The sequence below is a fragment of the Pelosinus fermentans JBW45 genome (genome assembly GCF_000271665.2).
Taxonomy (GTDB): domain Bacteria; phylum Bacillota; class Negativicutes; order DSM-13327; family DSM-13327; genus Pelosinus; species Pelosinus baikalensis.
Genome location: NZ_CP010978.1, coordinates 151924 through 178658 on the forward strand (window position 1 = coordinate 151924; position 26735 = coordinate 178658).

Genomic DNA, 26735 nt, shown 5'->3' on the forward strand with positions numbered 1-26735 from the left:
CTCACTCCTATCGGTGTTTAATATGGTCGATACCTTGAGAGAGTAATGAACGGACGTGTTCGTCATCTAAGGAATACCAAGCCATTTTTCCCTCTCGGCGGTATCGGACAAGTCGAGCATTGCGTAGAAGCCGCAGCTGATGAGAAACGGCAGACTGGCCCATTTCGATCACCGCTGCAATATCACATACACACAACTCCCGTTTGGTTAACACTTGTAATATTTTCACTCTTGTCGGATCACCAAGTAATTTAAAGATTTCAGCGACTTGCTGTGCCTCACTATCAGAAATAGATTCTTTTTTGGCGATACAGATAATTTGCGGATGCTCACAGAGCTGCTCACAAATATCTTCGGTACATTCTTTCGTTTGCAAGTTCTCACTCCCTAACATATGAACATGTATTCATATGTTGTATTATAAATGATTTATATGAGAAGTCAAGGCCAAAATGCAGCGATTTGATAAAAATATGATTAGGAAACTAACCCCATAGAAAATCATGGGGTTAGTTTTAAATCGTTGCTATAGTATATCACTGTCTAATTGGAATGTGAGGTAATGGAAAATACATAGGGATGCAACATTTGTGGACTGAAATGTAAAGCACGTTCATTCCATTTTCTAACTTGCGAAAACCGAATTTTTGATAGAAGGCTGCAGCCTCTGGTAAGGCAAATAGTGTAATCAATTGTACTCCTACCATCGTTTGAATCTTATATATTTGCTGGATCGTGTGATTAAAGATTGCTTGCCCGATGCCCAAATATCGATAGTGATCGTCAATGCATAATGCTGCTACTTCCACAGAAGGGCAAAGGCTTATTATTTTTCGCCCCTTAACTTTTAATGATGAACATTTTGTCGAACAAAATCCAACTAGTTCGTTAGCATTGCTTTCAAAGAATAAGGTAGTGCATGTGTTGCCTATTTCTTCATAAAGAAATGCATCTGTCTGTAAGAATTGTAATAGTGGGGTATGCGCAGAATGAAAACTCATGATTTGCTGTTGGTATTCATAAGATAAGGGCTTATAGGTTAACGTAAGATTTAGCGTATCGATTTTAATGGGATCAGTTAGAGAAAGATCTCGAAGAGACTTCGGACTAACGCTGCTTACGATTGGAAGACCCTCCAATATAGAAGTAGCTGCTTGACTATCAACCCACTCGATGATTCCTCCAGGGATGGCTGTCATTTCCCAAGTATTGCGATTACCGACGATATCGTCACTGATCATGCAATCACCGCCAATTGAACTTACGGAATCTGATATATTATATGCTACATAAAGAATATACGTAACACAGCTGCAACCTTTTTGGGCAAATGTTCAAAGAGGAAATAGCCTCCATTTCCCTATGTGGATTATGTGATCACAACACAAGAACTGATCCATCTTATTAAAGAAGCGAACCTTATTTTTTCTGAAACCAGAAGCTGTAGATATGCTTTTTGGAACTACCAGCGGTTCTGGGGTCATTTTTGGTTCATTTACTACTGTTTATAGCAATATTGATTGATAATATCTTGTGAAATGATTAAGTGGATTCCAGGGGCCCAAGTGGGGAGTAAGAGCGAGGGGGCGTCAATCCCCATGATCTGTCCCAGGGTATTAAAGACAGAGTTGCAGTTTTTTTTGTGAAAATGCTCCCATAAATTAGGGTAACACAGCTGTAATGCATTAATGGCAGGAATTGCATTGACTGCTGCTTGCCATCGTTCTTTTACCTGGGCTTCATCACCTGTAATACAGGATCTCGTTGGTTGATTGGGCTGCAAGGACCAAGGGATTCCAGCATCACGAAACACTTGCAGGCGATCAACGGAGCTGCCGATTGCCTTGGTTGTTTTAGTTTCTATATGAAATGCTAGGCCATGAATTTGATCTGTTACTCTATGAGTGGAATTGGTTAATACCCAGAAGTTATGGCTAAAAGGAGTATAGGGAATCTGAAAAGCACGTGCTTGGATATCCCATTGATTACTGCTCATTGCTATCGCTTCACCTTCTTTTTTTACTTTTATAGCAGTATCTAACTACATTATTTATAAAATCTCCTGATGGATCATGTATTCTTTCGATTTTGATACCTTTAAGTTAGTATATACGTACCTTACAATATATTACTACGCTAATTTAATTTTTTTAGTTGACTTAGTATATGTTACATACTATAATTTGACAATATTACAGAACTCTGCAGCAAATGATGAATAATGTAAAGATAGTATATGGTGTAAGAACGGGAAATGGATGCTTCTCCAGGCCGAAGTAATCGAGGTTATCATCATTTAAATAAAAAACTCCTACAAGAAATGTGGGAGTTTTTTGTTATGAAATATTGGTTTTTTATTATTTAATAGAAATATGGACCGTTTTTGATTAGTTTTGTATGATTTCGTGCCAATATTGTGAATAGTTATGTAATTACATTTATGTTAGAACTCGATAGTAACAGTGTTTACAAGGGGATTATCTACTTAATTTGTAACTGGCACGATAGTTGCATATATTTATAAGTGAAATAGAATCTGGAGGAGATGAGAGCATGAAAGAAAAAGTGACAATCCTTTGCTGCTGCGGAGCAGGTATATGTACATCCAATTACTTAAAAGAAGAAATTGAAGATCGAATCAAACAGGAAGGTCTAAAAAATGTCAAAATAGTTTTATGTAGAGTAAGTGATGTAGACGAAGCAATCAGCGGAGCTGACTTACTTGTTACAACTGTGGAAATGAAGGCAACATACTCCATACCAATGATAAGGGCTTTAGGGATCATGTTAGATGATAAGGCTGCCAAAAAGGCACTGGATCAAATTGTGGATGAAGTTAAAAAAATTATGCAAGAATAAGTGATTCTGATAGTTGTTTTAAAGATTTCAAGATATTGTGATGGTAACGAGAATATGTATGGAGGGTAAAAAAATGGAATTTATAGATTCAATCACCAATGGGCTATCTGCGTTCTTTAGCTTTGATTCAACCGTCACTATACTAGGTATTATTATTGCCATTTCTTTGCTTGTGAAAGTACCAATCAAGAAAGCTATACTTGGTGCCTTGAAAGTTTCTATAGGGCTTACAGGTCTGTTCCTTGTTGTAAATTTGATACAGACCGCCATGGTAAATCCAATAAGCAATATGATCTCTCTGTATGGCATCAATAAAAGTGTAGTAGATATTGGCTGGGGTTCTGTAGGATATGCTTTTGGAAATACATATGGTTATTTTGGGGTACTCGTATTTCTAATCGTAAATGTAATATTAGTATCTGTGCGATTTACCCAAACCATCTATGTCGATGTTTTTAATACATGGAGAGCGATGCTTTTGGCAGGAATGATCGGTGTTACTACCGGAAACTTCTGGATTGCCACTTTTGCTGTTGTAATCTTTCTGATCATTGATGTAAAAGCCGCAGATATTGCGGCGCCATATATAGAAAGAATTAATAATTTTCCTCCGGGAGGCTCATGGCCTCATGGGACTCACTTTTCATTTCAGGCATGCATTGCCATACCAATTGAATGGGTTTTAAAAAGAATACCTGTTATTAAAGATATCAATATTAATGCTGAAACTATTGAAGAAAAATTTGGAATATTTGGAGAAACAACGGTCATGGGAGCAATACTGGGTATTATCATTGGACTATTTAGCCAAGTCGGTATTATGCCCTCCCTATTACTTGGAGTGAAGATGGCAGCCGCATTTCTCCTTCTTCCAAGAATGGCGGCCATACTTGTGGAAGGTTGGTTTCCAGTCATTAAGGCTGCAAGACAGATACTTGTAAGTAAACTAAAAAGGGATGATGTGCGTATTGCACTTGATTGTTCAACGGTTATTGGACATGCAGCAGTTGTTCCTACAACACTCATTATGTATCCGATAGCATTGCTGATATCGGTTATACTTCCAGGGAATCAGATGATTTCATCCGTAAGTTTAATTATCATTCTCTGGGAGAGTGCAGCGGTAAATGCGATCACAGAAGGAAACATATTTCATAATATCATAATATTATCCCTGATCGTTTGTCTCTTCTGCTGGGGAGCTACGTTCATGGCGGGTCCTATGACTCATTTGGCAGTTTCCATGGGATATGATGCTGCTAAAGGCCTAGTGTCCAATTGGGATGCGGCAGGGACTCCCGGACTGGTTTTAGTATATGGATTGTTTTCTTGGATATTTGGTTTTTAACGTGCACGTGTAAATGAGATTGTTATAGTAAGATTTCTTCATATTGGCAGCTATATAGCTAAGGGTATGAAAAGATACGCTTACACATCCGAATCATAAGAGAAAATTCATGATAAGAGGATGTGTAAGCACATGATTAGCCAACATCAAAGACTAGGAGGAGGGGAAATATGAGCAATGAAGCAGACACTATATTTTATGACGTAGTAATGTTGAAGAACATAACATCAAAAGAAGCAGCAATACATTCTTTAACGAATCATTTGCTGGAGAAAGGGTATGTCAATGAACATTATGAACGTGCAACAATTGAAAGGGAAGATGCCTATCCTACTGGTCTTCCAACCAAACCAATTGCTATAGCAGTTCCTCATTCTAAACACGAGAATGTAATAACGCAGTCGGTTGTACTGGGAATATCAGATCATCTAATCGAGTTTTCAGAAATGGGAAATAGTGATTCTAAACTGAATGTTGGAATCATGTTTTTACTGGCACTAAAGGGTGAGAATGGTCATATTAATTACTTGAAGAATATTGTTAATTATTGCAAGGTGGAAGAAAATATTACAAAACTCTATGGTGTAAAATCGGCAGAGGAAGCGTTAAAGATATTTGTATCTGAGATCGTAAATGCTGATTAAAACAAAATAAGAGGAGGATGTTAGTATGGATAAAGGTAAGAAAATAAAAGCATTGGTCGTGGGAGACGATTGGGTAAAAACGAAAGATCTGATTGAAGCTACCAAGCGTGTATTGGAAGGTTACGATTATGAAATTGATTCATTTGATCAAGTAATGGACAAACCGATGAGCAGAGAAAAAAAAGACGATATAGGCGATGACAGTGTTACAGAATATTGTGGGCATCCTCAAGAACTGATCAGCAGGATTGATGGTGTGAATCTTCTTGTGGTTCATACATCTCCTGTTACAAAGCAAGTGATTGAGGCTGGTAAGGATCTTATTGCGATTGGCTGCTGCAGATCCGATGCTGTAAGTGTAAATGTAGACGCTGTTACGGATAAAGGAATTTATTTCTTTAATGCTCCAGGACGGTCCGTTGAACCAGTATCGGATCTTACTATCACTTTCGCTTTGGCACTTTGCAGAAATATAATGAGAGCTGATCGATACGTAAAAGAGGGCAAATGGGCAGGCGATCTCAATAGAGAAGTACCAAGTTGGGAAGAGTACGAAACGTTTAGAGGACTTACCCTTAAAAATAAAAAATTTGGAGTGGTTGGCCTTGGTAAAATAGGGCGGAAAGTCGCTGAGAAGGCAGCCGGACTTGGTATGGACGTACAAGTGTATGATCCGTTTTTAGATAAAAAGATATTAGGTGAGTATGGCACGGTATGTACTCTGGAGGAACTATTTGTAAACAGCGATTTTATAACCATTCACATTCCCCCTGTTGAATCAAACAGAGGCATCATCAGCAGAGAACTCTTTAATAAGATGAAACCTTCCGCATACTTCATCAATGTTGCAAGAGGAGAAATTATTGATGAAGAAGCTCTGATTGATGTATTGCAGAAAGGAAAAATAGCGGGAGCAGCGCTGGATGTATATTATACAGAACCTCTGCCAAAGACCAGTCCTTTAGTCAAATTGGACAATGTGATACTAACCCCTCATTTAGCAGGTCAAAGAAAAGATGTTTCAGAAGGGTCAGCCTCCATATTAGAAGGAACGATGAAGCCATTCTTCCAAGAAGACAGCCTTGCTACTTGCTTTAATTCCACTGAAATCATGAAAATAAATAAGCGGCAGGCGTAAGTGCCTTAGTATAAAATATAGAGAAAATGAAGGTGAAATTATGCTTACAGATATGAAAAGCATTCTGACAGATGCCAGAAAGAAGTCTTATGGGGTGGCAGCTCCTAATGCATGGAATGAAGATAGCATAAGAGCAGCAATCGGAGCTGCCGAAAGAGAAAAAGCGCCAATCATTATTGCCCTTTATCCTGTAATGGCTGATATTTTTGAATTTGGTAAAATTGCCGTAGAAATGGCAAAGAACGCGTCAGTACCAGTTGCAGTTCATTTAGATCATGGACAAGAGTTAGAACAGGTAGTTAAGGCCATACGTGCTGGATTTACATCTGTTATGGTTGATCGTTCAACCTTGCCTTTTGACAAGAACGTAGAAGCCGTGAAAGAAATTGTTAAGTTTGCTCACGCGGTAGGAGTAACAGTAGAAGCAGAATTAGGCCATGTTGGGCAGGGGTGTGACTATAAAGAAACCAAGGATCAAGGACTTACAGATCCAAATGAAGCAATTGAATTTGTAGAAATGACAGGTGTGGATTGTCTTGCGGTTGCTGTCGGAACTTCCCATGGTGTGTATAAAGGAAAACCAGAATTGCAGTTTGATTTGCTCAGCAAGTTAAATCGTGCAGTAGATGTTCCTTTAGTACTTCATGGATGCTCAGGCACGGGAGATGAAAACTTAAAAAAGGCCATCGGGTATGGAATAACAAAACTCAATTTATATACTGATTTGGATATGGCAGGATATAATTTATTTCAAGAGTCGATAAAGAAGCAGGAAATAAGTAAAATAACAGAAGCTTGCAATTTCATGTTTAAAGGCTACTCTGACAAACTGACACACTACATAAAATGGTTTGGAGCAAGCGGTAAAGCATAATAATTTAATAAAGTAAAAATTTTTTCTATTTAGAGATATGTAAGCTTACTCCTATCAGCTTGCATATCTCTTTTAGAAAATAGAATAGTAGACTAATTTATTTTCTAAATGGCGCAACGATTGTAACTTAGTGTAAAAAAATGTGGAAAAATGTAATGATTTTTGCGTAATTATAACTTGAAATTTCTAATTTGCGTTATAATAATGTCATTACATCACTATTTTGATAAGGAGAAAAATATGGTAGAAGGCAATCGGAAGGACATTACGGAATTAATTAAGAATGAACGTCCCCAAGAGCCATTAACGGATGAGCAAATATCACAAAAGTTGTCCATCTTGCGGGAAACCGTTAACAATGTTAGAAAAAAACTGAATATCCCCAGTTCTCGAGACCGAAAAAGAATGAACGTGAAAAAGGCTGTAGAACTAATAAAGACGAAAAACTCAAATATAACGATAACGAGTCTTGTAGCCAAGTTGAAACAGCAGGGGTTTAAAGTGTCGAGGAGCTATATCGGGGAGATCATCAATAGTGCATGCGATGAAGTAACAAAAGAATTACAGTCACGTGCTGAATGTGAAAATGAAATGGATAGCTTTCAGAATTTAACAGGTTATGATGGAAGTCTTTCCAATAATATTAAACAAGGCAAGGCATCTGTATTATATCCTCCCTTTGGTCTCCCTACCCTTATTATAGGAGAAAGCGGTACTGGCAAAACCTTGTTTGCAGAATGTATTTATCAATATGCGGTTCAGAAGAAAATAATAGAATTGGATGGTCCTTTTGTATCGCTAAATTGTGCTGACTATAGTGATAATCCTCAACTTTTGCTTTCTATGCTGTATGGATACAAAAAAGGGGCCTTTACAGGAGCGAATCAAGATACAGAAGGTCTTGTAGAGCGTGCCAATAAAGGGATCCTTTTCTTAGATGAAATACATCGCCTGCCTCCCAAGGGACAGGAAATGCTATTTTCTATTTTGGATAAAGGAAAATTTAGAAGACTTGGTGAGGTTGTAAATGACCGAAAGTCCCAGATTTATTTTATCGGTGCAACCACTGAGAACATTGAGTCTTCTCTGCTTTTAACATTTAGAAGAAGAATTCCTATGATCATAGAACTGCCATCGCTAAAGGATCGATCCACCAAAGAGAAGATTCAATTGATTTATAGTTTCTTTCAAGAAGAAGCAAATCGGACTCATTTAAAAATTTTTGTAAAGGCTAAAATTATGGAAGCCTTTGTTCTGAAAAAATACTTAGGAAATATAGGTCAACTCAAAAGTGAGATTCAAGTAACCTGCGCAAATGCTTATGTTGAGAAAATGAATAACAGCAGGGATGAAATTAATATTGGCTTTAATGAGATGTTGTATCATAATTTCTTTAACAATAATACAGAAAATTCCGAAATACAGACAACGAAGCTCACAGTTACCTTTAAGGATATGTTATTCATTCCAAACGCAACGAATAAAGGGGAACACTTTGTTACGGCAAACGATAGTCATTACTCTCTGCCAAAAGATATTTATGAAAAAATTGAAGAAAAATATTATGAACTGAAAAAAGCAAAGGTTACATCCGTTGAAATAGAAAAAATCATTTGGAATTTTATATTAAGTAATTTCAGCATGATGGGGATTGATTCGAATAATGATAAAAATGTAACATCGCTAGATGAATTAAAATATCTTGTGGGTGAAAATATTGCAGTTGTCGTAAAAGATTTCATAAAAAAGATTAAAAAAGATTACTCTCAATTACATGTAAATGAAAAGGTTGCGATATACTTAGCCATTCACATCAGTGAAGCGATGAAAAGGATTAATTTAAAACAAGATATAATTAATCCCAATCTTATCTATATAAAAGAAAACCTCAAAGCGGAATATGATATGGCATGCAGTCTGGTACAAGATTTGGAGGCCAATAATAAAGTCAGGATTCCTGAAGGGGAAGTCGGGTTTATTGCGATGTATATTAATGAGCTGTTAAAACCCAGAAGCAGCAAAAGTAGAATCACTATAATTGTTATTTCTCATGGGAAAATAGCGTCAGAGATGATAGCTGTTGCTAATAAAATGATGAATGTAGATTTTCCAATTGCTGTGGACATGCCTTTCAATGTGAATCCGATAAGGATTTTTGAACAAATCATTGAAATCTCTAAAACCTTAGATAGCCAAAGTGGTATATTATTTTTTGTAGACATGGGCTCCCTGCTAAATGTTGGAGAGATAGTTGAAAAAAGAACCGGTATTAAAACTCGCACCATTGATAGAGTGGACCTTGTTTCTGTTATGGAAGCAATTAGAAAAATATATATATCCGAGGAAACCCTTGATGACATTTATTACGATATAATGAATTCTAAACACACCTATCATATGGTGTCAACGAATCATTCGGATAAGCCCTTAGCTTTAATTGCTATGTGTCTTACAGGTCATGGAGTTGCTATAAAAATAAAAGAACTTTTATCTGCAAATTACCCTCATATAAAAGTAATCCCCTTAAGCATATTAGATGCTAATGTAAAGCAGGAAATCCACAATTTAAAACAAAAATATAATATCCCGGCGATTATTGGTACGATGAATCCTTATATAGAAGGGATTAACTTTATACCCTTTGAAAGTAATTTTACGCAAGACAAAAAGATGCTTCTTGATCATGTATTAAAACAGAAAAATTACAGTAGTCTTAAGAAGATTTTTAGAGAAGATTTTATAATGATTGACTTAGAATGTAAAACAAAGCAGGAAGTAATCGAAACCATGAGTATGGTTCTTTTTAATAATGGTTTTATTAAAAAAAGTTATATAGACTCCGTATTTGAAAGAGAGAATATGAGTAGTACGTGTTTTAAAAAAAATGTGGCCATTCCCCATGGACTACCGTCATTTGTTAATGAAACTTCGATCATTTCTGCAAGGTTAAGCCAGGCCATTGAGTGGGATAACAACGGAAATTTGGTCAATTTGGTATTTTTACTTGCAGTAAAAGATGACGACATTAATATTATCAATGATTTGTTTAGATTACTTAAACAAAAAAATAATATAGATGAATTTATAAAAGCAAAAAATCGTTTTGAATTTATAAAAGTATTGTACGATGCCTTTTCATAAGTTCTGCATTGTAGGACTTTTGATGATGGTATTCAGTAATATACAAAGGAGAGGGAATACCGTTGATTGTTACATGCGTTACTATTTATGTAAAAGAACCCTTTATACCCAATTTTATTGAAGCCACTCTTGATAATCACAGAAATTCAATAAAAGAAGAAGGGAATCTTCGCTTCGATGTACTGAGATGCATTAGTGATGAAACCAGATTTTTTCTTTATGAAGCCTACTCCTCAGAAGAGGCGGCGGCAGCTCATAAAAAGACAGCTCATTATTTAAAATGGAGAGATACAGTCGCCGATTGGATGGCACGACCACGAGCAGGAGTAGCACATTCTGTTATTGCTCCTCTTGAAAAGGATTTTTGAGAAAATAAGTAGTTTCGAATGGAGTGTAGTAAGGGGCAGGTTCAACGAACCTGTTCTTTTTATTTTAGCATTCACTAGAAGTTATAAGTTTTAGAGGGAACGTTGAACGCAGAGGGCACAGAGTTCGCAGAGAGCTCAGAGGTTTTTAACCCTTATCTATTTTTTCTCAGTGTTCTCTGCGCCTCTGCGGTTCCTTGTTACTTTCTGTGTTTTAAAGGACGCGAAGCGTTTTTCTTATTTGCCTTATAAATTTAAATTGACAAAGTAATATCAATAAATTACAATTAGTTTGAATATCAAACAATCATCAATTAAAACAATAAGACAACCAAAGGAGTTGTGAATAATGAATTCTTTAGATGAATTGACACATGAGTTATTTACTTTTTTTAATGGTTTTTCTTCATGGGAAAACTCCGTAATAAAGACGAGTGAACTGTCTGTTTCGGAAGCCCATGCCATAGAAATATTGGGAACACATGGTCAAATGAAGATGAAAACTCTTGCAGGGCATCTGGGAGTCACGACCGGTACCACTACGGTTACAGTTGATCGCCTGGAAAAGAAAGACTATGCCAGAAGAGAGTCTGTGAAGGAAGACCGTCGCATTCATTTAATTACGCTAACTCAAAAAGGTCAGCAGGCTTTTGCTGAGCATCATCAGTATCATTCTAATTTAACTGAACAGATACTTTCTGTTCTTTCCAATGAAGAAAATGAACAATTGATAAATTTACTTAAAAAAATAAATGCGGAGGCTTTTTAGGTATGGAAGTTGAAAGCAGACAAATGGCAAAATCAGAAATTACTGAGCACGCTGAGCATATGGAACATGGGGCAGGAGGCCATGTTCGAGATTATGTGGTCATTGCATCCACATCGATCTTGTTATTAAGCAGTTGGTTTCAGTGGCTGCCACAAATTTTTGGAATTGATACAACGCTGATTGCAGCTATCATCGGTGGGGTACCTATTGTGAAAGAAGCAATTACAGCTATTTATAAAAGAGGAGATACCAGGGTTGGTCTCTTAGTAAGTATTGCAATTATTGCTTCCATTGCCATTGGTGAATATTTAGCAGCTGCTGAAGTTGCTCTTATTATGACGATCGGAGAGATGTTAGAACACATCACCTTGGAAAAATCAAATACTGCATTAAAAAAACTTGCGGAACTATCACCATTGCAAGCTCGTATTATAGAGGATGGAACAGAACGAGAAATTGCAGCCGAATTAGTACGGACTGGGGATAAGCTGTTGATAAAACCTGGAGAAAAAATTCCGGTTGATGGTATGGTAGTCAGTGGGCAGGCTACAGTCGATCAGGCTACGATAACGGGTGAATCTATACCTGTTGAATGTCGTAATGGTGCGAGTGTCTTCGGCGGTACGATTGTAACTATGGGGAGTATTGAGATTGTAGCGACGAAGGTTGGGCAAGATACGGCTTTAGGTCATATTATTCGAATGGTAAAAGAGGCTCAGGCCAATAAGGCACCGAGTGCGCGAATCATCGATCGCTGGGCGAATTGGTTTGTTCCATTAAGCTTGGCGATTGCAGTATTAGTCTACCTAGTAACGGGAGATATTGTACGAGGCGTTACAATTTTAATTGTATTTTGCCCCTGTGCGATGTTATTGAGTACGCCTACCGCTGTGGCTGCAGCCATTGGGGCGGCGGCTCGTCGGGGTATTTTAATTAAGGGCGGGGAAATATTAGAAAAAGTGGGAGCACTAGATACGATTTTATTTGACAAAACAGGTACAATCACACTTGGGAAGCCTTCATTAAAAGAAATTCGCGGCTATAATGGCTGGCAAAGAAATGAGCTGCTGGCAATTGCAGCAGGAATCGAAAAACGCTCCGAGCATCATTTGGCAAAAGCAATTATTGAGGAGGCCCAAAAAGAAAACATATCCTTTGTTGAGCCATCTTATTGGGAGCCTGTCATTGGTCAAGGTATAGTTGCAGAAAAAGATGGTGACCATTTCTTATTGGGAAATCAATCCTTAATGGAATCCAAAGATATAGGGCTTACACCAGAGCAGCAGGAGTATTGTTCTGAAAACCAAAAATCAGGAGCCACCGTCGTTTTTATAGCCGTCAATGGCATGATAAGCGGGATACTGACAATACAAGATCCCATTCGGACGGGTTCGAAAGAGGCAATTAACGCCTTAAAACGTGAAAAAATTACAAGAATAGTGATGCTGACGGGCGATGCCTCAAGGGTTGGAGAGGCTGTTGGGAAGCAAGTGGATGTTCCTATCGTTCATGGAGATCTACTACCTACAGATAAAGTCAGCTATGTGGAAACATATCAACGTTCAGGCTGTAATGTAGCAATGATTGGAGATGGAATCAACGATGCTCCAGCGCTAGCCAAGGCAGATATTGGGATTGCCATGGGATACTCTGGAACGGACATTGCCATTGAGGCTGCGGATATTGTATTACTGTCCGATGACCTAAAAAAGGTGCCTGAGACAATACAGAAAAGCCGCAAGGCGATTCGTACCATTTGGCAGAATATTGTAGTAGCAAATATGATTAACTTTGCCGCAATTATTCTGGCTGCTCTTGGTCTGTTAGGACCTGTTGCCGCTGCTATTGTGCATAATGTTGGTTCGATTTTAGTCGTATTGAACTCTGCGCGTTTATTACGCAATTGATTATGTAGAGTGAACAAGAGATGTGGTTATCGTATAACGTATACAAAACTCCTGTAAGATGAGATTTTATCTCAATCCTGCAGGAGTTTTGCATTTTTATAGTAATATAGAAAATATAAAAAATATAAAAAGACTATGATTGAGATATGCTTATATCCAGATTTAAATAGTGGGAGGGCCCTATAATGAAAAATCTAGGAGGACCGCAGGGAAAACAATTATTTAGCCAATTGCCTGGACCTATTGTAACCCAATATTTAAGTCACTGTCTTACTAAAAAATATAAAAAGAAAGCAGAGATTTTTGGACCAGAGGAGCATTCTGAGTATATTTATCTTGTGGTTAGCGGCAGAATTCGTGTGTATTTACGGTACCCAAACGGTAAAGAGTTCACTCTCACGCTGCTGGATGCGGGGGATACTTATAGTGGTCATACCCGTGCTTTTGGTCAGGCGATTGCCGATAGCGAAATTTTATTTATTCCTGTAGATGCATTTCGAAATTTGCTCATGGAAGTTCCTTCCTTCGCGATGACCGTAATCGGAGTGCTGGGAGACTCCTTAAAAAATTCAATTAACACCATTGAAAGTCTTGTTTTTAAAGAAGTGAATAAACGGCTCTATCAGTTCATTTATAGCCTGGCTTTGTCTAGTGACAGACAAGAATTACATTCCTTCCAGGTTAATATCGGGTTAACCCATCAGCAGATTGCTACGATTGTGGGAAGCACAAGGCAGACGGTGAACACATTCTTTAATAATCTGCAAAAAGAAGGAGTACTCATTCTTGGAAAGGATAAGATCATCATTCAAAAATTTGATATCATTATGGAGCGAGCCAAGGATGATGATGAATAGAAATATAAAAAAAAACATAAGATTCTGTCAGCTAGCCGACATTTTTATTTCCGTCTCTCTGCTAGTGTATAGATAAGTGGACTAAAGAACCGGGTGGATGTTTTTCTCCAGCTGGTTTAAAGTTGAACTTATTTTAGGATCAATTTGAGGGGGAGGATTTACAATGCCTAAGACTCAGGATCACACTCATACGCAGAGGATCTCTTTGGATCATGACTTTGAAGTTCTTTACGAGAAGGCTTGTGAAGCAGGTATTGAGACAGCATTTTCTCGGGCAAAACAAACCCCCGTTCCTTGTCCTTTTGGGTCTGCAGGAGTTTGCTGTAGACACTGTTTGGAAGGTCCATGCCGTATAGGATTAAATGGCAAAGGACCCCAGGAAGGCATATGTGGAGCGAATGGAGATACGATTGTTGCTCGCAACTTATTAACGATGATGATCGAAGGTGCGGCAGGACACGCCGAGCATGGCAGAGAGACTGCCTTGGCATTATTAGAAGCCTCAGAGGGGCATTCTGATTATCAGATTAAAGGTGTGGAAAAGTTATATCAGGTAGCTGCTGGTCTGGGAATTGAAACGAATGGCAAAGCAGTGGCGGATATTGGAAAGCAAGTGGCTCTCAAGGCATTAGAAGACTTTCAGAAACAAGCAGGGGCGATGAATTGGCTAACGCTTCACGCCCAGCAGCAATCAATCGATAAGTGGGATGAGCTTGGTATAACCCCTGTTAACATTCATTTAGAGATTTCCAAAGCTGTTACCCGAACATCAATGGGATGCGATGCTGATCCGGTAAACCTTCTTTTGGGCTGTTTGACCATGGGACTGGTAGATGGCTTTGGCGGTCTGCATTTGTCTTCGGATTTACAAGACATTCTGTTTGGTGTACCTAAATTGGTGAAATCCAACTTTAGACTTGGTGTAATAAAAAAAGAAATGGTTAATATTGCAGTACATGGTCATGTTCCTTTATTGTCGGAGAAAATTGTAGAATGGTCTCGGAAATTATCGGAAGAAGCAAAAGCTGCCGGAGCCGCAGGCATTAATGTTGTGGGGATATGCTGTTCGGGCAATGAAATGCTCATGCGTCATGGAATACCTGCAGCTTCTAGTTTTTCATCTCAGGAACTGGTCATTGTAACGGGTATGCTCGAAGCAATGATCGTAGACGTGCAGTGTATTATGCCTGGCATTCAAAAGGTAGCGGAGTGTTATCACACCGAGATTATTACAACTCTGCCTTATGTTAAAATTGCAGGATCTACCCATGTTGACTTTCATTCGGATAAGGCGGATAAAGCGGCTCAGGATATCGTTCGTAAAGCAATTGCCAATTTCCCCAAAAGAGATCATCAGAAAATTACCAGCTTTACCGGGACTGTAGAAGCATATGCGGGTTTTTCCAATGAACAAATCATAGAAGCGCTAAGTGCGTTAAATAAAGAAGATCCCCTTAAGCCCCTGCTTGATGCAATAAGCAGCGGAGCCATTCGAGGGGTTGCAGCCATCGTTGGCTGTACAAATGTCCGTGAATTTCAAGACTGGGGAAATGTTACTGTTGCCAAAGAGTTACTCAAGAATAATGTTCTAGTCGTTGCTACAGGTTGCTCGGCTCATTCTTTAGCAAAACATAACTTGATGAACATGCAAGGCTTGGAATACTGTGGTGAATCCTTGCGGGGTGTCTTAAAGGCGATTGGGCAAGCTGTTGGTCTTGAATCTCTGCCGCCGACTCTTCATATGGGAAGCTGTGTGGATAATTCCCGTCCTGCCGATCTGTTGACGGCTGTGGCAAATCGATTAGGCGTGGAAGTTAAGGATTTGCCTGCTGTTGGATCTTGCCCAGAAACCCATAGCCCGAAAGCATTGGTCATTGGTACGTACTTTTTAGCCAATGGAGTGGATGTTCACGTTGGTGTGAATCCTCAAGTATCTGGTTCCCAGTTTGTCACAGATGTACTATGTAATGGTGCGAAAGATGACGGTTTGAATTTAGAAAAGCTTTTTGGCGGTAAATTGATCTATGAAAAAGATCCGGTGAAGGCAGCAGCTATTTTGTTAAGACGAATTGAAGAAAAGCGCCTGGCGCTGGGCCTCAGTTCAAAATTGGAGTCAGAAGTATGAAAGAAAAAGGGATAAAGATTGCCATATCCGGTAAGGGCGGTGTGGGTAAAACAACGCTGGCATCACTGCTGTGCCATATTTTATCCCGAAAGAAAAGTAAGGTGCTTGCCGTTGATGCAGATCCTGATGCCAATCTTGGTATGGCACTGGGATTCAGCTCAGCGCTTCTCGCTCAAGCAACAACCATTGCCCAGGATGAGAAGCTGATTGAAGAACGTACTGGAGCAGTTCCCGGAGAATTCGGTGGCTGGTTTGCACTAAACCCCTTTGTGGAAGATATACCGGAGAAATATGTAGTAAAACAAGGGAATATCAGTCTATTGCAGATGGGGGCTAAATCCACAGGTGGTACAGGATGCGCATGTCCCCAAAGTATATTGCTGAAATCTCTCTTAAACCATTTGGTAGTAGAGCGGGATGAGGCAGTTATTGTTGATATGGAAGCAGGTTTAGAGCATTTAGGGCGGGGTACTGCCGAAGGGGTAGATGCCTTTATTATCGTAGTGGAGCCTGGGCAGCGCAGCTTTGCTACTGCACGTGCCGTTGCCAAAATGGCCAAAGATTTAAGTGTTCAAAATGTATATGTTGTTGTGAGTAAGCTTCACGGAGTCAATCCATCCTCTATCAAAGATGAACTGCAGGATTTAAACGTAATTGGTTTTCTGCCCTATAAAGTGGAGGCAGTTTATGCCGATCTGCAAGGAAAGACGATCTTTGATTTGTGTCCCGACCTGGTAGAAGAAGCCGCTGCTATCTTAGATCGAATTGACAAAGAGTTGGCAGAGGCTATTGAAAACAGCCAAGTGTAAATAAGTAAATAGGAAGAAGCCAGGAGTATCAATTGACCATACTCCTGGCTTCTTCCTATCTACAGTATAGAATTTATGAACTCTAAAGGTATAAGACCGCTGATGCGGCATCTTCGCGTCTTCGCGGTTCAAAATCGTTTTATTTTACCCTATCTCTCTTTTCTCTGTGTTCTCTGCGCCTCTGGGTTCGGTTCTGTTTTTATGTTTTAAAAGATAACTATTCTATGTTATTATGGGTGAAGGAGAATCATTATATGGAAAACGGAGGATCATGAAGTGAAAAAAATCATTGTATTCCTACTCATATGTGCTATGACGGTTGTTCTCGGAGCTTGCGCTAACAGTAAAAAAGAAGGCGCTGATTCAAAGTCGGGACAACTGCAGAATATTACCATTGGGCTTATGCCTGATGTGGATTCCATTCCCTTCATTATTGCCCAGGAAAAGGGATATTTTAAAGAAGAAGGAGTAACGGTAATACTCAAACCATTTCGAAGTGCTGTAGACCGGGATAGTGCCCTGCAAAGCGGCAATTTAGATGGAGCGATTTCGGATATGCTGGCCGAAGCCTTTGCTAAGGAAGGTGGATTTGATACCGTGATTACCTCTTTAACAAGCGGCAGTTATAAGCTGGTCATTAACAAAGATGAAAAGATTACATCCATTAAAGAGCTGAAAGGCAAGGATGTCGCTATATCAAAAAATACAATTATTGAATATGTAACGGACAAGATTATGGCAGAAGGGGGACTTACTCCAGAGGACATTCATAAAGTTGTGATCCCTCAAATTCCCACAAGGTTGGAGATGCTGCAAAGCGGCAAGGTGGCTGCTGCCACTCTGCCGGAGCCCATGGCAAGTATTGCTGTGCGCAACGGTGGCAAGTTACTAAATAGTTCAGATCAACTGGGCATCAATCCTGGGGTTCTGATCTTTACTACTAAGGCAGTGAATGAAAAAGATAAGGAACTTCAAGGGATGTATCGAGCTTACAATAAAGCCATAGAGTATCTATCCAAGGAGCCTATGGAAAATTATATTGACCTGTTAATAGAAAAAGGCGGTTTTCCTGAAAGTGTGAAAGGCGCGCTGGTCCTGCCTCAATATAAGAAAGCCGTGGCACCAGGGGCAGCCGATGTTGAAGATTGTGTGACATGGCTTCAAGCCAGGCAATTGATCCAAAAGGTCTATCCCTACAAAGAATTGGTTGATGATCGGTTTGTAAGGTAATGATTCAAATTAAGAACTTAAACGTTACCTATGAAGCCATGGGAGAGGGATACGCTGCTCTTGAAAATATTAATCTGGAGCTTGGGGCAGGAGAGACCTGCGCTATTATTGGACCTTCTGGCTGCGGCAAGTCCACGCTTTTAAAAGTATTGGCAGGGATTATCAGAAAATATGAAGGTGTAGTAGAAATAAATGGACAGCCTATTATGCCGATGCAGCAGAAAATTGGCTTTATTCCCCAAAACTATGGACTGCTGCCTTGGAAGAATGTATATGAAAATATCCGTTTGAGTGCCAAAATTAAAAATAAAAAAGATCGCGATCATTCTAAAGAACTAGATTTTTTTATTCAGCAGTTAGGGCTGGCAGGCTTGGAAGGCAGGTATCCTGGAGAATTAAGTGGAGGGCAGCAGCAGCGAGTTGCCTTGGCTCGTTCCTTTCTGCTAAAGCCGGATTTGCTATTAATGGATGAGCCCTTTTCTGCCTTAGATGCGATGACGCGAGAAGAAATACAAAATGTTTTCTTGGATGTTTGGCGCAAATATTCCGTTTCCACCATTCTTGTCACTCACTATGTAGAAGAAGCTTTGTATTTAGGACAAAAGATTGTAATTTTATCTGGTATTCCCGGAACGATCAGCAAAATAATTGATAATCCTCTCTTTGGCATAGAAAATATTCGAAACCATCAAGATTTTTTTCAACTCAGCCTTACACTGCGAAAAATGATAAAAGAGGATTGGTCAAAATGATAGAACAGCGAAGGGGAGTTTGGTATCTTTACGGCATACTGATTTTTTTCACTTTATGGTATATGGCTGCCAGCTTAGTAAATCTGCCAATTATCCCAACGCCTTGGATTGTGATGAAGAATTTACTGGGGATTTTTATTCCCAAAATTCTAATTCACGGTTCCTATAGTTTATGGCGTATTGTGGCGGGGGTTATTTTAGCTGTGATTGTCGGGGTTCCTGTAGGTCTATGCATGGGTTATTTTCCAAAATGGGACAGGGCCTTATCGCCCATTGTATATTTAACCTATCCCATACCTAAAATTGCATTATTACCGATTATGATGCTGTTGTTGGGATTAGGAGAAGTATCAAAAATCCTTATGATTTTTTTAATCATTGTTTTTCAGGTCATTATAGCCGTACGGGATGGAGTCAAAAGTATACCGAAGGAAACATATTATCCTTTATATTCATTAGGGGCTACATTTGGTGATATTTTCCGGGAAATTCTCATACCTGCTTCCATGCCTAAATTTTTGACATCGATACGAGTGGCTATGGCAACGGCAATTTCCGTGCTGTTTTTTACAGAAACATTTGGCACTGAGTATGGGATGGGATATTTCATTATGGATGCCTGGATGCGGGTAAATTATTTGGAAATGTATTCAGGTATCGTGGTGCTAAGCTGCATGGGGCTGGTTTTATTCGGTGTGATTGATTATTTGGATCGAAAAATATGCCACTGGCAGTATAAATAAAGTAGAATGTAGCGTACATTGTAAAGTCCCAGCAATATTTTCTTGTAGAAGAGAATATCGCTGGGACTTTATTGTGGTGTATTTCTGGAAAATAACCATATATAGCCGTAGCCAGGCAAAGGATAAGCATAACTATAAGCGTAGGTTAAGTACAACGGCGGAGCGTTAGTTATGCTTATCCTTTGCCGTTCTAAATAAGGAGGCAAGTATGCAGCTACTGCTGTCAGAGCCTTTTTTTTGATTCCAGATATAACACTTTTATAAATTTTTTAATATTGATATGAGAATTGGAGATGGAAGGTTTTATATTATTTTGTAAGTTGAGCATCATTTTTCGGACTTCAACAAAATCATAGAACTTTGGTGCATATTCTTCAAATTTTGGATTGGCGTAATCCGTAACGCCGATGGAAGATAGATGATGCAGTCCTTGAAAGATAGCGCGGCGCACTCGCTGCTCTAATGCTTTTGTTTCTTTTTTTATATCATTCGGGTTAGACAAGCCCAGCTTCTTCATTGCTACATTCATAAAGATATCTTTTAAAGAAGGAAATTCCTGCTCTAATGGTTGATGATTTTCATAGCTTTTTAGATAGTCCAGCATGCCTAACAAGTCGTTGCAGCCATTTTCTCCGATCATTCCCAATTCAGCGAGCAGGTTTTGTCCCGATGCTACAATGGAATGTTTACTTATCGCAGCAGTTCCAGATGCAGGAGGATTTTTTTCGGTATTGAGCACATTCAGGTTTTTCTCAATATTATGAATCACATTCTGCAGCCTTACATGTTCCATTACATTTTGAATAATGCCGATAACTTCCAGGCGATTAATAGGTTTGGTAATGTAATAGTTTACTCCTAGTAAATAGGCATTGCCGATCATTTCTTTATTATCTACTTGGGAGAGCATGATAATTTTTCCGCCAAATCCGGGTTTTATTGCACGAACCGTTTCAATTCCATCTCGCACGGGCATGAGTAGATCAATCATGAGAATATCAACAGCTTTCACGTTTAACAGATGACCATCAATGGCAGCGCCATTTTCCGCTTCTCCTACTACAATTCCGAGGTCATAATCTTCAATGATTTCTGACAACATAGAACGGATTGCCTCATCATCATCAACAATAAAAAAACGCATGATATTATCCTTCCCTTATTAAATGTTGTGGTGGTAACGTTATGGTGAAAATGGTCTCATTGCTAGGAGAATTTTCTTCGAGTGTAAGACTGCCGTTTAGACTATTGGCTAAATCTTTAATATATGGCAGGCCCATACCTGTAGACGGATTGCCTGATACATCAAACTTAGTAGTGTAGCCAGGTTTGAAAATCAGATTTCTTTTTTTGAGGGGAATTCCTGGCCCCGTATCGGCTACCTGGAAGGCGATATATTGCTCCTTGCGATAAAACAAGATTCTGATACAGCCAGAATCTTGAATGGATTCTACGGCATTGGATACCAGATTATTGACGAGAGATAAAACTGTATACACGTGCAATGGTGGCAGAGTTTTTTCAACCTGCAGGTCAAAGGCTATATTCTTGCCCAAGGAGCGGGCATATTTTTGATGGGATTGTACGATAATTTCTGCTAGTTCCGAGGCAGTCATATAGTCATGCAATTCACCGTCTGAGATTAACTGGGTAAGACTGGCATAGATTCTCTGGTTATCTTTTTTTATTTCATGTACTTGTCCGGCTATTTCCAGTATGTTCTGCGCCAGTTGGTTTTTAGTAAGCAAAAAATGATCATCATTTACATCTTTATATAATTTATAACAGTCTCGCGTGATATTTTCTGCATTTTGCAGAGACTTAGTAAGCTGAATGGCTTCTTCATATAAACCGGAAATTAATAGCAATATGTGCTTGTTTTGTTCTTTTTGCTGTTCAGCAGCAAATTCCGCATGGCGTAAGTTTGTAATAAAAAAGAAGCTTAGAACAAAAAAGCTGCGTATAACGGCAGCAATTAAAAGCTTACTAATAATCGAAAATGTAAGTATAAAGGCTGCACTGGAATAGGTAAGGGGGAGTAAGAGTTCTATTATACTAGCGGTAATTTCTGCTAGTATGGACAACATTCCAATACATAAGGGGCTGCTATATAAATCATTGGCTTTTGCCAAATAAAAGATCCCTGCATAAATCACATAATAAAGAAATGCTGGCAGGTGAAATAAAAAACTAGAAGTCCAAGATCCATCCCCCGTACTCCAGTCTAAGAGCATGCGAAAGATTAAAACGGACAAACCAGAAAGCAAGCCTGACAGCATAAATGAGGTGCTGCGCAGCCATAATAGAAAAAATAAAAATGCTGGTGAGCCAAAACTAACACGGAAAGAGTGAAAGTCCCCTTCAAAAGGATAAAATTTTAATTCGCCGGCTAAGGGCACAATGAACATCATTAGCAAAATCGCAATATAGTGTTTCTTCATTTTCAGGTACACTTCCTTGGACGGGAATCTTGGGAATGCTGTTGGTACTCTTTACAGAATAACAGAAAATATAACTGTCTTCCAGGCATTCTTTTTAAAGTTTTCAGTAGCTTTCTAGTATTATGTTGGATTTTATAGGCTGCGTGATACAGTAAAATCAGAAAATTGTATTACATTAGACTTTTCCATCATACCAGAGAAAATAGAAAGGACGATGAAAAAATGAAGAAAATTAAATTTGGATTAGGTATGCAGATTCTGATTGGTCTTGTATTAGGCGTTGCAGTCGGTGCTGCTTACTATGGTGATCCAACGATTGAAGGGTACCTTAAACCCTTAGGGGACATGTTTATTAGGCTGATTAAAATGATTGTGGTACCTATCGTGGTTTCCTCCCTGATTGTTGGGATTGCGGGTGTTGGTGATGCCAAGAAGCTTGGGAAAATAGGTGGTAAAACTATTCTTTTTTTCGAAATTGTCACGACGATAGCTATTGTTATGGGACTTATCATTGCCAACGTAGTAAAACCCGGAATTGGCATTGAAAACAGTGGTACTCTTGCTAAAACGAATATTGCCAATTATGTGAATACTGCGGAAAGTATGAGTCAGCATAGTTTTGCCGATACCTTTGTTAATATTGTTCCTACGAATGTGTTTGATGTACTGGCTAAGGGTGATTTACTTGCTATCATATTTTTCTCCGTTATGTTTGGGCTAGGAGTAGCAGCGATTGGAGAAAAAGGAAAACCTGTTCTTAAGCTTTGCGAAGGAATTGCAGAAACCATGTTTTGGGTGACGAACCAAATCATGAAATTTGCACCTTTTGGTGTGTTTGCCTTAATTGGTTCAACCGTTGCTAAATTTGGTCTTCAATCTTTGATTCCTCTGGGGAAACTGGTTATTACAGTTTATGGAGCGATGTTTGTATTTGTCTTCGTGGTACTGGGGGGGATTGCCAAACTTTATGGTCTGAGCATCATGAATTTTATTAAGGTACTGAAGGATGAATTGATTCTTGCTTACACAACAGCAAGTTCAGAAGCTGTTCTGCCTAATATTATGTTGAAAATGGAAAAGATGGGCTGTCCCAAGTCGATTACAACGTTTGTAATTCCTACAGGTTATTCATTTAATCTAACTGGTTCGACCCTTTATCAGGCAGTTGCTGCTATTTTCTTAGCCCAATTATATGGTATTGATTTGTCCATTCGCAGTCAAATTGACTTGATGCTGGTGCTTATGCTTACCTCTAAAGGTATAGCAGGTGTGCCAGGCGCATCCTTTGTTGTATTATTAGCAACCCTTGGTACCGTAGGAATTCCGGCAGAAGGATTGGCCTTTATTGCAGGAGTTGACCGTTTTATGGACATGGCAAGAACGGTTGTCAATGTTATTGGCAATGCATTAGCTGCAGTAGTAATTTCTAAATTGGAACATCAATACGATACTAAAAAAGAAGAAGAAATACTTCGTAAAATTGCATAGGATTATTACTATACTTTTTAAAAAAATAGTCTGAGGCTTTGCAAATAAGCTTCAGGCTTTTTTATTTACCATTATCAGTTATAAAATAAGAATTTAAAAGCAAATTACAAAGTTTATCACTTATAATGATTTAATAATTATAAGTGTGAGGGGAAGTGATAATCCCATGGTTAAGATAAAATACTTATGGATATCCCAAAACAAGAAATGGCAGTATCACAATGTATCGATACTGCTCATCACGATCTTTTTGCTGACGGGGATAGTGGCTCCTGTTCATGGGCAAAGTGGTTTGCTAGAGATTACTACCAGGGAGCCTGGAACCGTTTATCTGGATAATACAAGAATCACCAAATATGTTAACAGTGGAATTCTAGATGGCTGGGTAAAAAAAGTAGTTACGGACAAAGAAAGAAAAGCAAAACTGGAAAGTATCAAAAAGGCTAAAAAGGCATCGAAGAAAGAAAAGGCAAAAGCCAAGGAAATAAAGGAACTCTATAAAAAGATGTCTTATCAATACATACATATTCAATTTGATTCTAAAAATTTTAGATATAAAGTTCTGGAATCCTATCACTATGATAAAGATTCCCAGTTTATTTCTCGAGATACAAACTCATCTGACTGGGTTGCAGTTCCTGTTGATTCAACAGAGGAAAAAATTATGAGAAATATGACAGACTATATTCAAAATAATATTGAATACGTCACGATGAAGTAAAGCTAAAAAGTAGTGAGGGTAAAGGCAGTAGATAGTTGGGAGGGAATTTTAGTTGAAAAAAATAATAATAACCTTTATATCTTTCCTTTTACTCAATATGAATAATGTATTTGCCACGCCGATCAATGATCTGGAAAGAGAAGATACGGCTGTTGGTGTTATTAGCGGCAGCAAGAATAGTATGTACTATATAGAAATGCAAACTACGGATAATCTGATTCTCGGTATTTCTTACCGTGACTTAAGAGATGACAAGAGTGCAACGGATTATTATGCCCAGATTAGAACGGATAATGAAACATTGAGAGTAATCATTGGAAATCGAATTTCTGACTCTCATTCCAAAGGATATTTGGGTGGAGCCGTACAGCGCGAATTAGCTGATGATCTAGAAGGCTACGCTTCTTTAATTGCTGGAAATGGTTTGCAAGAATTACAACTGGGTGCTAACTATCGATTGACGGATACCAGTGATCTAAATATCAATTTGTCCACTCTTTCTGGTAATAAATCGAGTATTGGCATAGGTGTTAGTTGTAAATTTTAATCGATCCAGGACTCCTAGTGCCTCATCTGCATTAAAAAGCTGCTACTTAGCAGTCTTTTTCCGTCCAGCCTGTCGTCGCCTTACAGATTCCCGATCTGCGCGGCTCCTCCGCCTTGCAGGTCGAAAAGATCCTCACTAAATTATCTATAGTTTTAACGCAAATGAGATACTAGCGATTCTTAACTCCCACTTGCAGCAGGCTGTAAATAGCCTTTTGTAAATACATCGAAGATCATAAAAGAAGATCCTGCATCCTTGCAGGGTCTCTTTTTAGTTAGTAAGAAAGTATAATTTTCATTGATGGAAAAAGATGAGATGCCGCTGAGGCGGCACACAAAGGAGAGCACAAAAAAATATAAATAAAGGTTTTATATGGTTTAAAGAATGTGCAACGTTTTTCTATGGTAGGATAGATTCTATGTTCTAAAATCTATATTTAATAATCATATTTTATTGTCAATGGTAGTACTATTAATAAGCGACTGTCATAAAGACAACGGCATTTGCTTAGGAAAAAAAGGAGTGAGGACTAAATGACAGTACCCGATACTATGGAGGGAGCTTATATCTTAAGTGTGATTGATTTTCTCTTAAGTTTTGTAATTATCTGGGGTATGAGTCTAGTATTATATATTTTCCCGTATTTAAATAAACTAGGGTACCTGGATGATAGTAAATTAAGAGGCGGGCATTAGAACGAATTTGGTTGAAGATATATTAGGGGGAACATACATGTTTCAGCAAATCCTATCTCTCATGGTAAATCTTGCAGAACAGACTGGACTGGCCCAAATTTGGTGGGGTAATATTTTCATGATCTTAGTAGGTGCAATGCTTGTCTACTTAGCACTTTATCGAAAATATGAGCCATTTTTGTTACTGGGAATTGGATTCTCGTGTATTGTTGCGAATGTCCCTGGATCGGACCTTACCCAGCCTGGGGGATTGTTTTATTATGCGTATCAGGGAGTAGAGCTGGTCATTATACCGCCTCTTATTTTTTTAGGCGTAGGTGCGATGACTGATTTTGGTCCTATGATTGCAAATCCTAGTTTGATGATTCTTGGTGCAGCCGCTCATTTAGGAATTTTTATTGCTCTGATTGGAGCAAAAGCACTTGGCTTTACATTAGCTGAAGCTGGTGCAATCGGCATTATTGGTGGAGCTGATGGCCCTATGGCGATCTTTGTTACTATGAAGCTTGCGCCCCATTTGCTGCCGCAAATTGCTGTAGCTGCCTATTCCTATATGGCTTTGATGCCCCTTATTCAGCCGCCTATCATGAAATTGTTGACTTCCCCGGCAGAACGGCAGATTGTTATGGTGCAAAGCCGCAAGGTGAGTCGCCTGGAGAAAATCTGTTTTCCTTTCGTTATGGCGGTCATTGTGAATCTTTTGCTGCCGCCAGTTGCCCCATTGATCACGATGCTTATGCTGGGCAATATGTTGCGAGAAGTACTATTGGTTGATCGTTTGGCAAGTACGGCAGCCAATGACTTAATGAATGTAATTACCATTACTTTGACGGTAGCTGTCGGGTCAACCATGGAGGCGGATAAGTTCTTAAATATAAAAACTCTGCAAATTATTGTCCTTGGATTAATTGCTTTTATCGGAGGGACTGCTTCAGGGGTAATTGGTGCTAAAATTATGAATTGGTTCAGCGGTGGGAAGATTAATCCACTGATCGGTTCCGCGGGCATTGCTTCCGTACCCATTGCAGCCCGGGTCTCTCACGTGGTAGGGCTACAAGAAAACCCTTACAATTTTTTAATCATGCATGCGATGGGGCCCAATCTTGCAGGTGTTTTTGGTACAGCGATATCTGGCGGCATCATGCTAGCGCTTATTGGCGTTAAATAAGGAAGTTTCTAAAATAAAAGGCAGGTGGAAATCATAAACACAACAGCGTTTGTTTTGGCATTGGTGGTAACTTTAGGCTACTATTTCTTTTCTGCATATAGAGAAAAAAGATAA

25 protein-coding genes are annotated in these 26735 nt (G+C 38.8%); 20 read left to right on the plus strand and 5 right to left on the minus strand.

Going from position 1 to position 26735, the window contains the following annotated elements; genetic code table 11:
* Window positions 1-7 precede the first annotated feature (7 nt).
* From JBW_RS00475 to JBW_RS00485, 3 genes are all read right to left on the minus strand, one after another.
* Entirely contained in the window at window positions 8-376 is a 369-nt protein-coding gene (locus tag JBW_RS00475; protein ID WP_007960921.1) for an ArsR/SmtB family transcription factor, read from the minus strand.
* A 160-nt stretch (window positions 377-536) separates the two neighbouring features.
* Complete coding sequence (locus JBW_RS00480) at window positions 537-1241, minus strand: GNAT family N-acetyltransferase (RefSeq protein ID WP_007960919.1); 705 nt, start codon at window positions 1239-1241, stop codon at window positions 537-539.
* 257 nt (window positions 1242-1498) lie between these two features.
* Complete coding sequence (locus JBW_RS00485; RefSeq protein WP_007960918.1) at window positions 1499-1996, minus strand: hypothetical protein; 498 nt, start codon at window positions 1994-1996, stop codon at window positions 1499-1501.
* Between the two features lie 557 nt (window positions 1997-2553).
* Between JBW_RS00485 and JBW_RS00490 the strand changes: the two genes are divergently transcribed.
* The 15 genes from JBW_RS00490 to JBW_RS00560 all read left to right on the plus strand — a co-directional run bounded on the left by JBW_RS00490 (window position 2554) and on the right by JBW_RS00560 (window position 19561).
* A complete protein-coding gene (locus tag JBW_RS00490; RefSeq protein ID WP_007960916.1) occupies window positions 2554-2859 on the plus strand; it encodes a PTS sugar transporter subunit IIB in 306 nt (101 codons plus the stop codon).
* 73 nt (window positions 2860-2932) lie between these two features.
* Complete coding sequence (locus JBW_RS00495; protein ID WP_007960909.1) at window positions 2933-4207, plus strand: PTS transporter subunit IIC; 1275 nt, start codon at window positions 2933-2935, stop codon at window positions 4205-4207.
* Window positions 4208-4377: 170 nt separating this feature from the next.
* Window positions 4378-4851 (plus strand): PTS sugar transporter subunit IIA, encoded by a 474-nt coding sequence (locus tag JBW_RS00500; RefSeq protein ID WP_007960908.1) that lies wholly within the window; start codon window positions 4378-4380, stop codon window positions 4849-4851.
* A gap of 25 nt (window positions 4852-4876) precedes the next feature.
* Window positions 4877-5989 (plus strand): NAD(P)-dependent oxidoreductase, encoded by a 1113-nt coding sequence (locus tag JBW_RS00505; RefSeq protein ID WP_007960907.1) that lies wholly within the window; start codon window positions 4877-4879, stop codon window positions 5987-5989.
* Between the two features lie 40 nt (window positions 5990-6029).
* A complete protein-coding gene (locus JBW_RS00510; protein WP_007960906.1) occupies window positions 6030-6863 on the plus strand; it encodes a class II fructose-bisphosphate aldolase in 834 nt (277 codons plus the stop codon).
* Window positions 6864-7103: 240 nt separating this feature from the next.
* Window positions 7104-10004, plus strand: coding sequence for a sigma 54-interacting transcriptional regulator (locus JBW_RS00515; RefSeq protein ID WP_007960905.1), 2901 nt, complete (start codon window positions 7104-7106; stop codon window positions 10002-10004).
* A 62-nt stretch (window positions 10005-10066) separates the two neighbouring features.
* Entirely contained in the window at window positions 10067-10372 is a 306-nt protein-coding gene (locus JBW_RS00520) for an antibiotic biosynthesis monooxygenase (RefSeq protein WP_007960904.1), read from the plus strand.
* A gap of 346 nt (window positions 10373-10718) precedes the next feature.
* Window positions 10719-11138, plus strand: a complete 420-nt coding sequence (locus JBW_RS00525) for a MarR family winged helix-turn-helix transcriptional regulator (RefSeq protein ID WP_007960903.1) — start codon at window positions 10719-10721, stop codon at window positions 11136-11138.
* Window positions 11139-11140: 2 nt separating this feature from the next.
* On the plus strand, window positions 11141-13045 hold the full coding sequence (locus tag JBW_RS00530) for a heavy metal translocating P-type ATPase (protein WP_007960902.1): 1905 nt from the start codon (window positions 11141-11143) through the stop codon (window positions 13043-13045).
* A 185-nt stretch (window positions 13046-13230) separates the two neighbouring features.
* Window positions 13231-13902 (plus strand): Crp/Fnr family transcriptional regulator, encoded by a 672-nt coding sequence (locus JBW_RS00535; RefSeq protein ID WP_007960900.1) that lies wholly within the window; start codon window positions 13231-13233, stop codon window positions 13900-13902.
* A gap of 163 nt (window positions 13903-14065) precedes the next feature.
* Complete coding sequence (cooS, locus tag JBW_RS00540) at window positions 14066-16027, plus strand: anaerobic carbon-monoxide dehydrogenase catalytic subunit (RefSeq protein WP_007960898.1); 1962 nt, start codon at window positions 14066-14068, stop codon at window positions 16025-16027.
* Window positions 16024-16836: an AAA family ATPase gene (locus JBW_RS00545; protein ID WP_007960895.1), complete on the plus strand. Its 813-nt coding sequence runs from the start codon at window positions 16024-16026 to the stop codon at window positions 16834-16836. The genes cooS and JBW_RS00545 overlap by 4 nt, the downstream gene beginning before the upstream one ends.
* Window positions 16837-17112: 276 nt before the next feature.
* Window positions 17113-18066 carry an ABC transporter substrate-binding protein gene (locus JBW_RS00550; protein ID WP_007960893.1) on the plus strand — a complete coding sequence of 318 codons (954 nt, stop codon included), beginning with the start codon at window positions 17113-17115 and terminating at the stop codon, window positions 18064-18066.
* Entirely contained in the window at window positions 18066-18818 is a 753-nt protein-coding gene (locus JBW_RS00555; RefSeq protein ID WP_007960891.1) for an ABC transporter ATP-binding protein, read from the plus strand. The genes JBW_RS00550 and JBW_RS00555 overlap by 1 nt, the downstream gene beginning before the upstream one ends.
* On the plus strand, window positions 18815-19561 hold the full coding sequence (locus JBW_RS00560) for an ABC transporter permease (protein WP_007960890.1): 747 nt from the start codon (window positions 18815-18817) through the stop codon (window positions 19559-19561). The genes JBW_RS00555 and JBW_RS00560 overlap by 4 nt, the downstream gene beginning before the upstream one ends.
* A gap of 223 nt (window positions 19562-19784) precedes the next feature.
* Here JBW_RS00560 and JBW_RS00565 read toward each other — a convergent pair whose 3' ends face one another.
* Both JBW_RS00565 and JBW_RS00570 read right to left on the minus strand, forming a co-directional pair.
* Entirely contained in the window at window positions 19785-20705 is a 921-nt protein-coding gene (locus tag JBW_RS00565; RefSeq protein ID WP_007960889.1) for a response regulator, read from the minus strand.
* A 4-nt stretch (window positions 20706-20709) separates the two neighbouring features.
* Window positions 20710-22002, minus strand: coding sequence for a sensor histidine kinase (locus JBW_RS00570; RefSeq protein WP_007960888.1), 1293 nt, complete (start codon window positions 22000-22002; stop codon window positions 20710-20712).
* A 222-nt stretch (window positions 22003-22224) separates the two neighbouring features.
* Between JBW_RS00570 and JBW_RS00575 the strand changes: the two genes are divergently transcribed.
* The 5 genes from JBW_RS00575 (at window position 22225) to JBW_RS00590 (ending at window position 26621) form a co-directional block, all read left to right on the plus strand.
* The gene (locus tag JBW_RS00575; RefSeq protein WP_007960887.1) at window positions 22225-23490 is read left to right on the plus strand and encodes a cation:dicarboxylate symporter family transporter; all 1266 of its coding nucleotides are present in this window, start codon (window positions 22225-22227) and stop codon (window positions 23488-23490) included.
* Window positions 23491-23656: 166 nt separating this feature from the next.
* A complete protein-coding gene (locus JBW_RS00580) occupies window positions 23657-24211 on the plus strand; it encodes a hypothetical protein (protein WP_007960886.1) in 555 nt (184 codons plus the stop codon).
* Between the two features lie 52 nt (window positions 24212-24263).
* The gene (locus JBW_RS00585; RefSeq protein ID WP_007960885.1) at window positions 24264-24758 is read left to right on the plus strand and encodes a hypothetical protein; all 495 of its coding nucleotides are present in this window, start codon (window positions 24264-24266) and stop codon (window positions 24756-24758) included.
* Between the two features lie 533 nt (window positions 24759-25291).
* Window positions 25292-25453 (plus strand): hypothetical protein, encoded by a 162-nt coding sequence (locus JBW_RS25160; RefSeq protein WP_007960884.1) that lies wholly within the window; start codon window positions 25292-25294, stop codon window positions 25451-25453.
* A gap of 37 nt (window positions 25454-25490) precedes the next feature.
* On the plus strand, window positions 25491-26621 hold the full coding sequence (locus JBW_RS00590; RefSeq protein ID WP_007960883.1) for a sodium ion-translocating decarboxylase subunit beta: 1131 nt from the start codon (window positions 25491-25493) through the stop codon (window positions 26619-26621).
* Window positions 26622-26735 lie beyond the last annotated feature (114 nt).

Bases quoted from the DNA above. Each gene is read 5' to 3' on its own strand.
- JBW_RS00480 (WP_007960919.1), bottom strand. From the start codon at position 1,241: ATGATCAGTGACGATATCGTCGGTAATCGCAATACTTGGGAAATGACA.
- JBW_RS00485 (WP_007960918.1), bottom strand. From the start codon at position 1,996: ATGAGCAGTAATCAATGGGATATCCAAGCACGTGCTTTTCAGATTCCC.
- JBW_RS00490 (WP_007960916.1), top strand. From the start codon at position 2,554: ATGAAAGAAAAAGTGACAATCCTTTGCTGCTGCGGAGCAGGTATATGT.
- JBW_RS00495 (WP_007960909.1), top strand. From the start codon at position 2,933: ATGGAATTTATAGATTCAATCACCAATGGGCTATCTGCGTTCTTTAGC.
- JBW_RS00500 (WP_007960908.1), top strand. From the start codon at position 4,378: ATGAGCAATGAAGCAGACACTATATTTTATGACGTAGTAATGTTGAAG.
- JBW_RS00505 (WP_007960907.1), top strand. From the start codon at position 4,877: ATGGATAAAGGTAAGAAAATAAAAGCATTGGTCGTGGGAGACGATTGG.
- JBW_RS00510 (WP_007960906.1), top strand. From the start codon at position 6,030: ATGCTTACAGATATGAAAAGCATTCTGACAGATGCCAGAAAGAAGTCT.
- JBW_RS00515 (WP_007960905.1), top strand. From the start codon at position 7,104: ATGGTAGAAGGCAATCGGAAGGACATTACGGAATTAATTAAGAATGAA.
- JBW_RS00525 (WP_007960903.1), top strand. From the start codon at position 10,719: ATGAATTCTTTAGATGAATTGACACATGAGTTATTTACTTTTTTTAAT.
- JBW_RS00530 (WP_007960902.1), top strand. From the start codon at position 11,141: ATGGAAGTTGAAAGCAGACAAATGGCAAAATCAGAAATTACTGAGCAC.
- JBW_RS00535 (WP_007960900.1), top strand. From the start codon at position 13,231: ATGAAAAATCTAGGAGGACCGCAGGGAAAACAATTATTTAGCCAATTG.
- cooS (WP_007960898.1), top strand. From the start codon at position 14,066: ATGCCTAAGACTCAGGATCACACTCATACGCAGAGGATCTCTTTGGAT.
- JBW_RS00545 (WP_007960895.1), top strand. From the start codon at position 16,024: ATGAAAGAAAAAGGGATAAAGATTGCCATATCCGGTAAGGGCGGTGTG.
- JBW_RS00555 (WP_007960891.1), top strand. From the start codon at position 18,066: ATGATTCAAATTAAGAACTTAAACGTTACCTATGAAGCCATGGGAGAG.
- JBW_RS00560 (WP_007960890.1), top strand. From the start codon at position 18,815: ATGATAGAACAGCGAAGGGGAGTTTGGTATCTTTACGGCATACTGATT.
- JBW_RS00565 (WP_007960889.1), bottom strand. From the start codon at position 20,705: ATGCGTTTTTTTATTGTTGATGATGATGAGGCAATCCGTTCTATGTTG.
- JBW_RS00570 (WP_007960888.1), bottom strand. From the start codon at position 22,002: ATGAAGAAACACTATATTGCGATTTTGCTAATGATGTTCATTGTGCCC.
- JBW_RS00575 (WP_007960887.1), top strand. From the start codon at position 22,225: ATGAAGAAAATTAAATTTGGATTAGGTATGCAGATTCTGATTGGTCTT.
- JBW_RS00580 (WP_007960886.1), top strand. From the start codon at position 23,657: ATGGTTAAGATAAAATACTTATGGATATCCCAAAACAAGAAATGGCAG.
- JBW_RS25160 (WP_007960884.1), top strand. From the start codon at position 25,292: ATGACAGTACCCGATACTATGGAGGGAGCTTATATCTTAAGTGTGATT.
- JBW_RS00590 (WP_007960883.1), top strand. From the start codon at position 25,491: ATGTTTCAGCAAATCCTATCTCTCATGGTAAATCTTGCAGAACAGACT.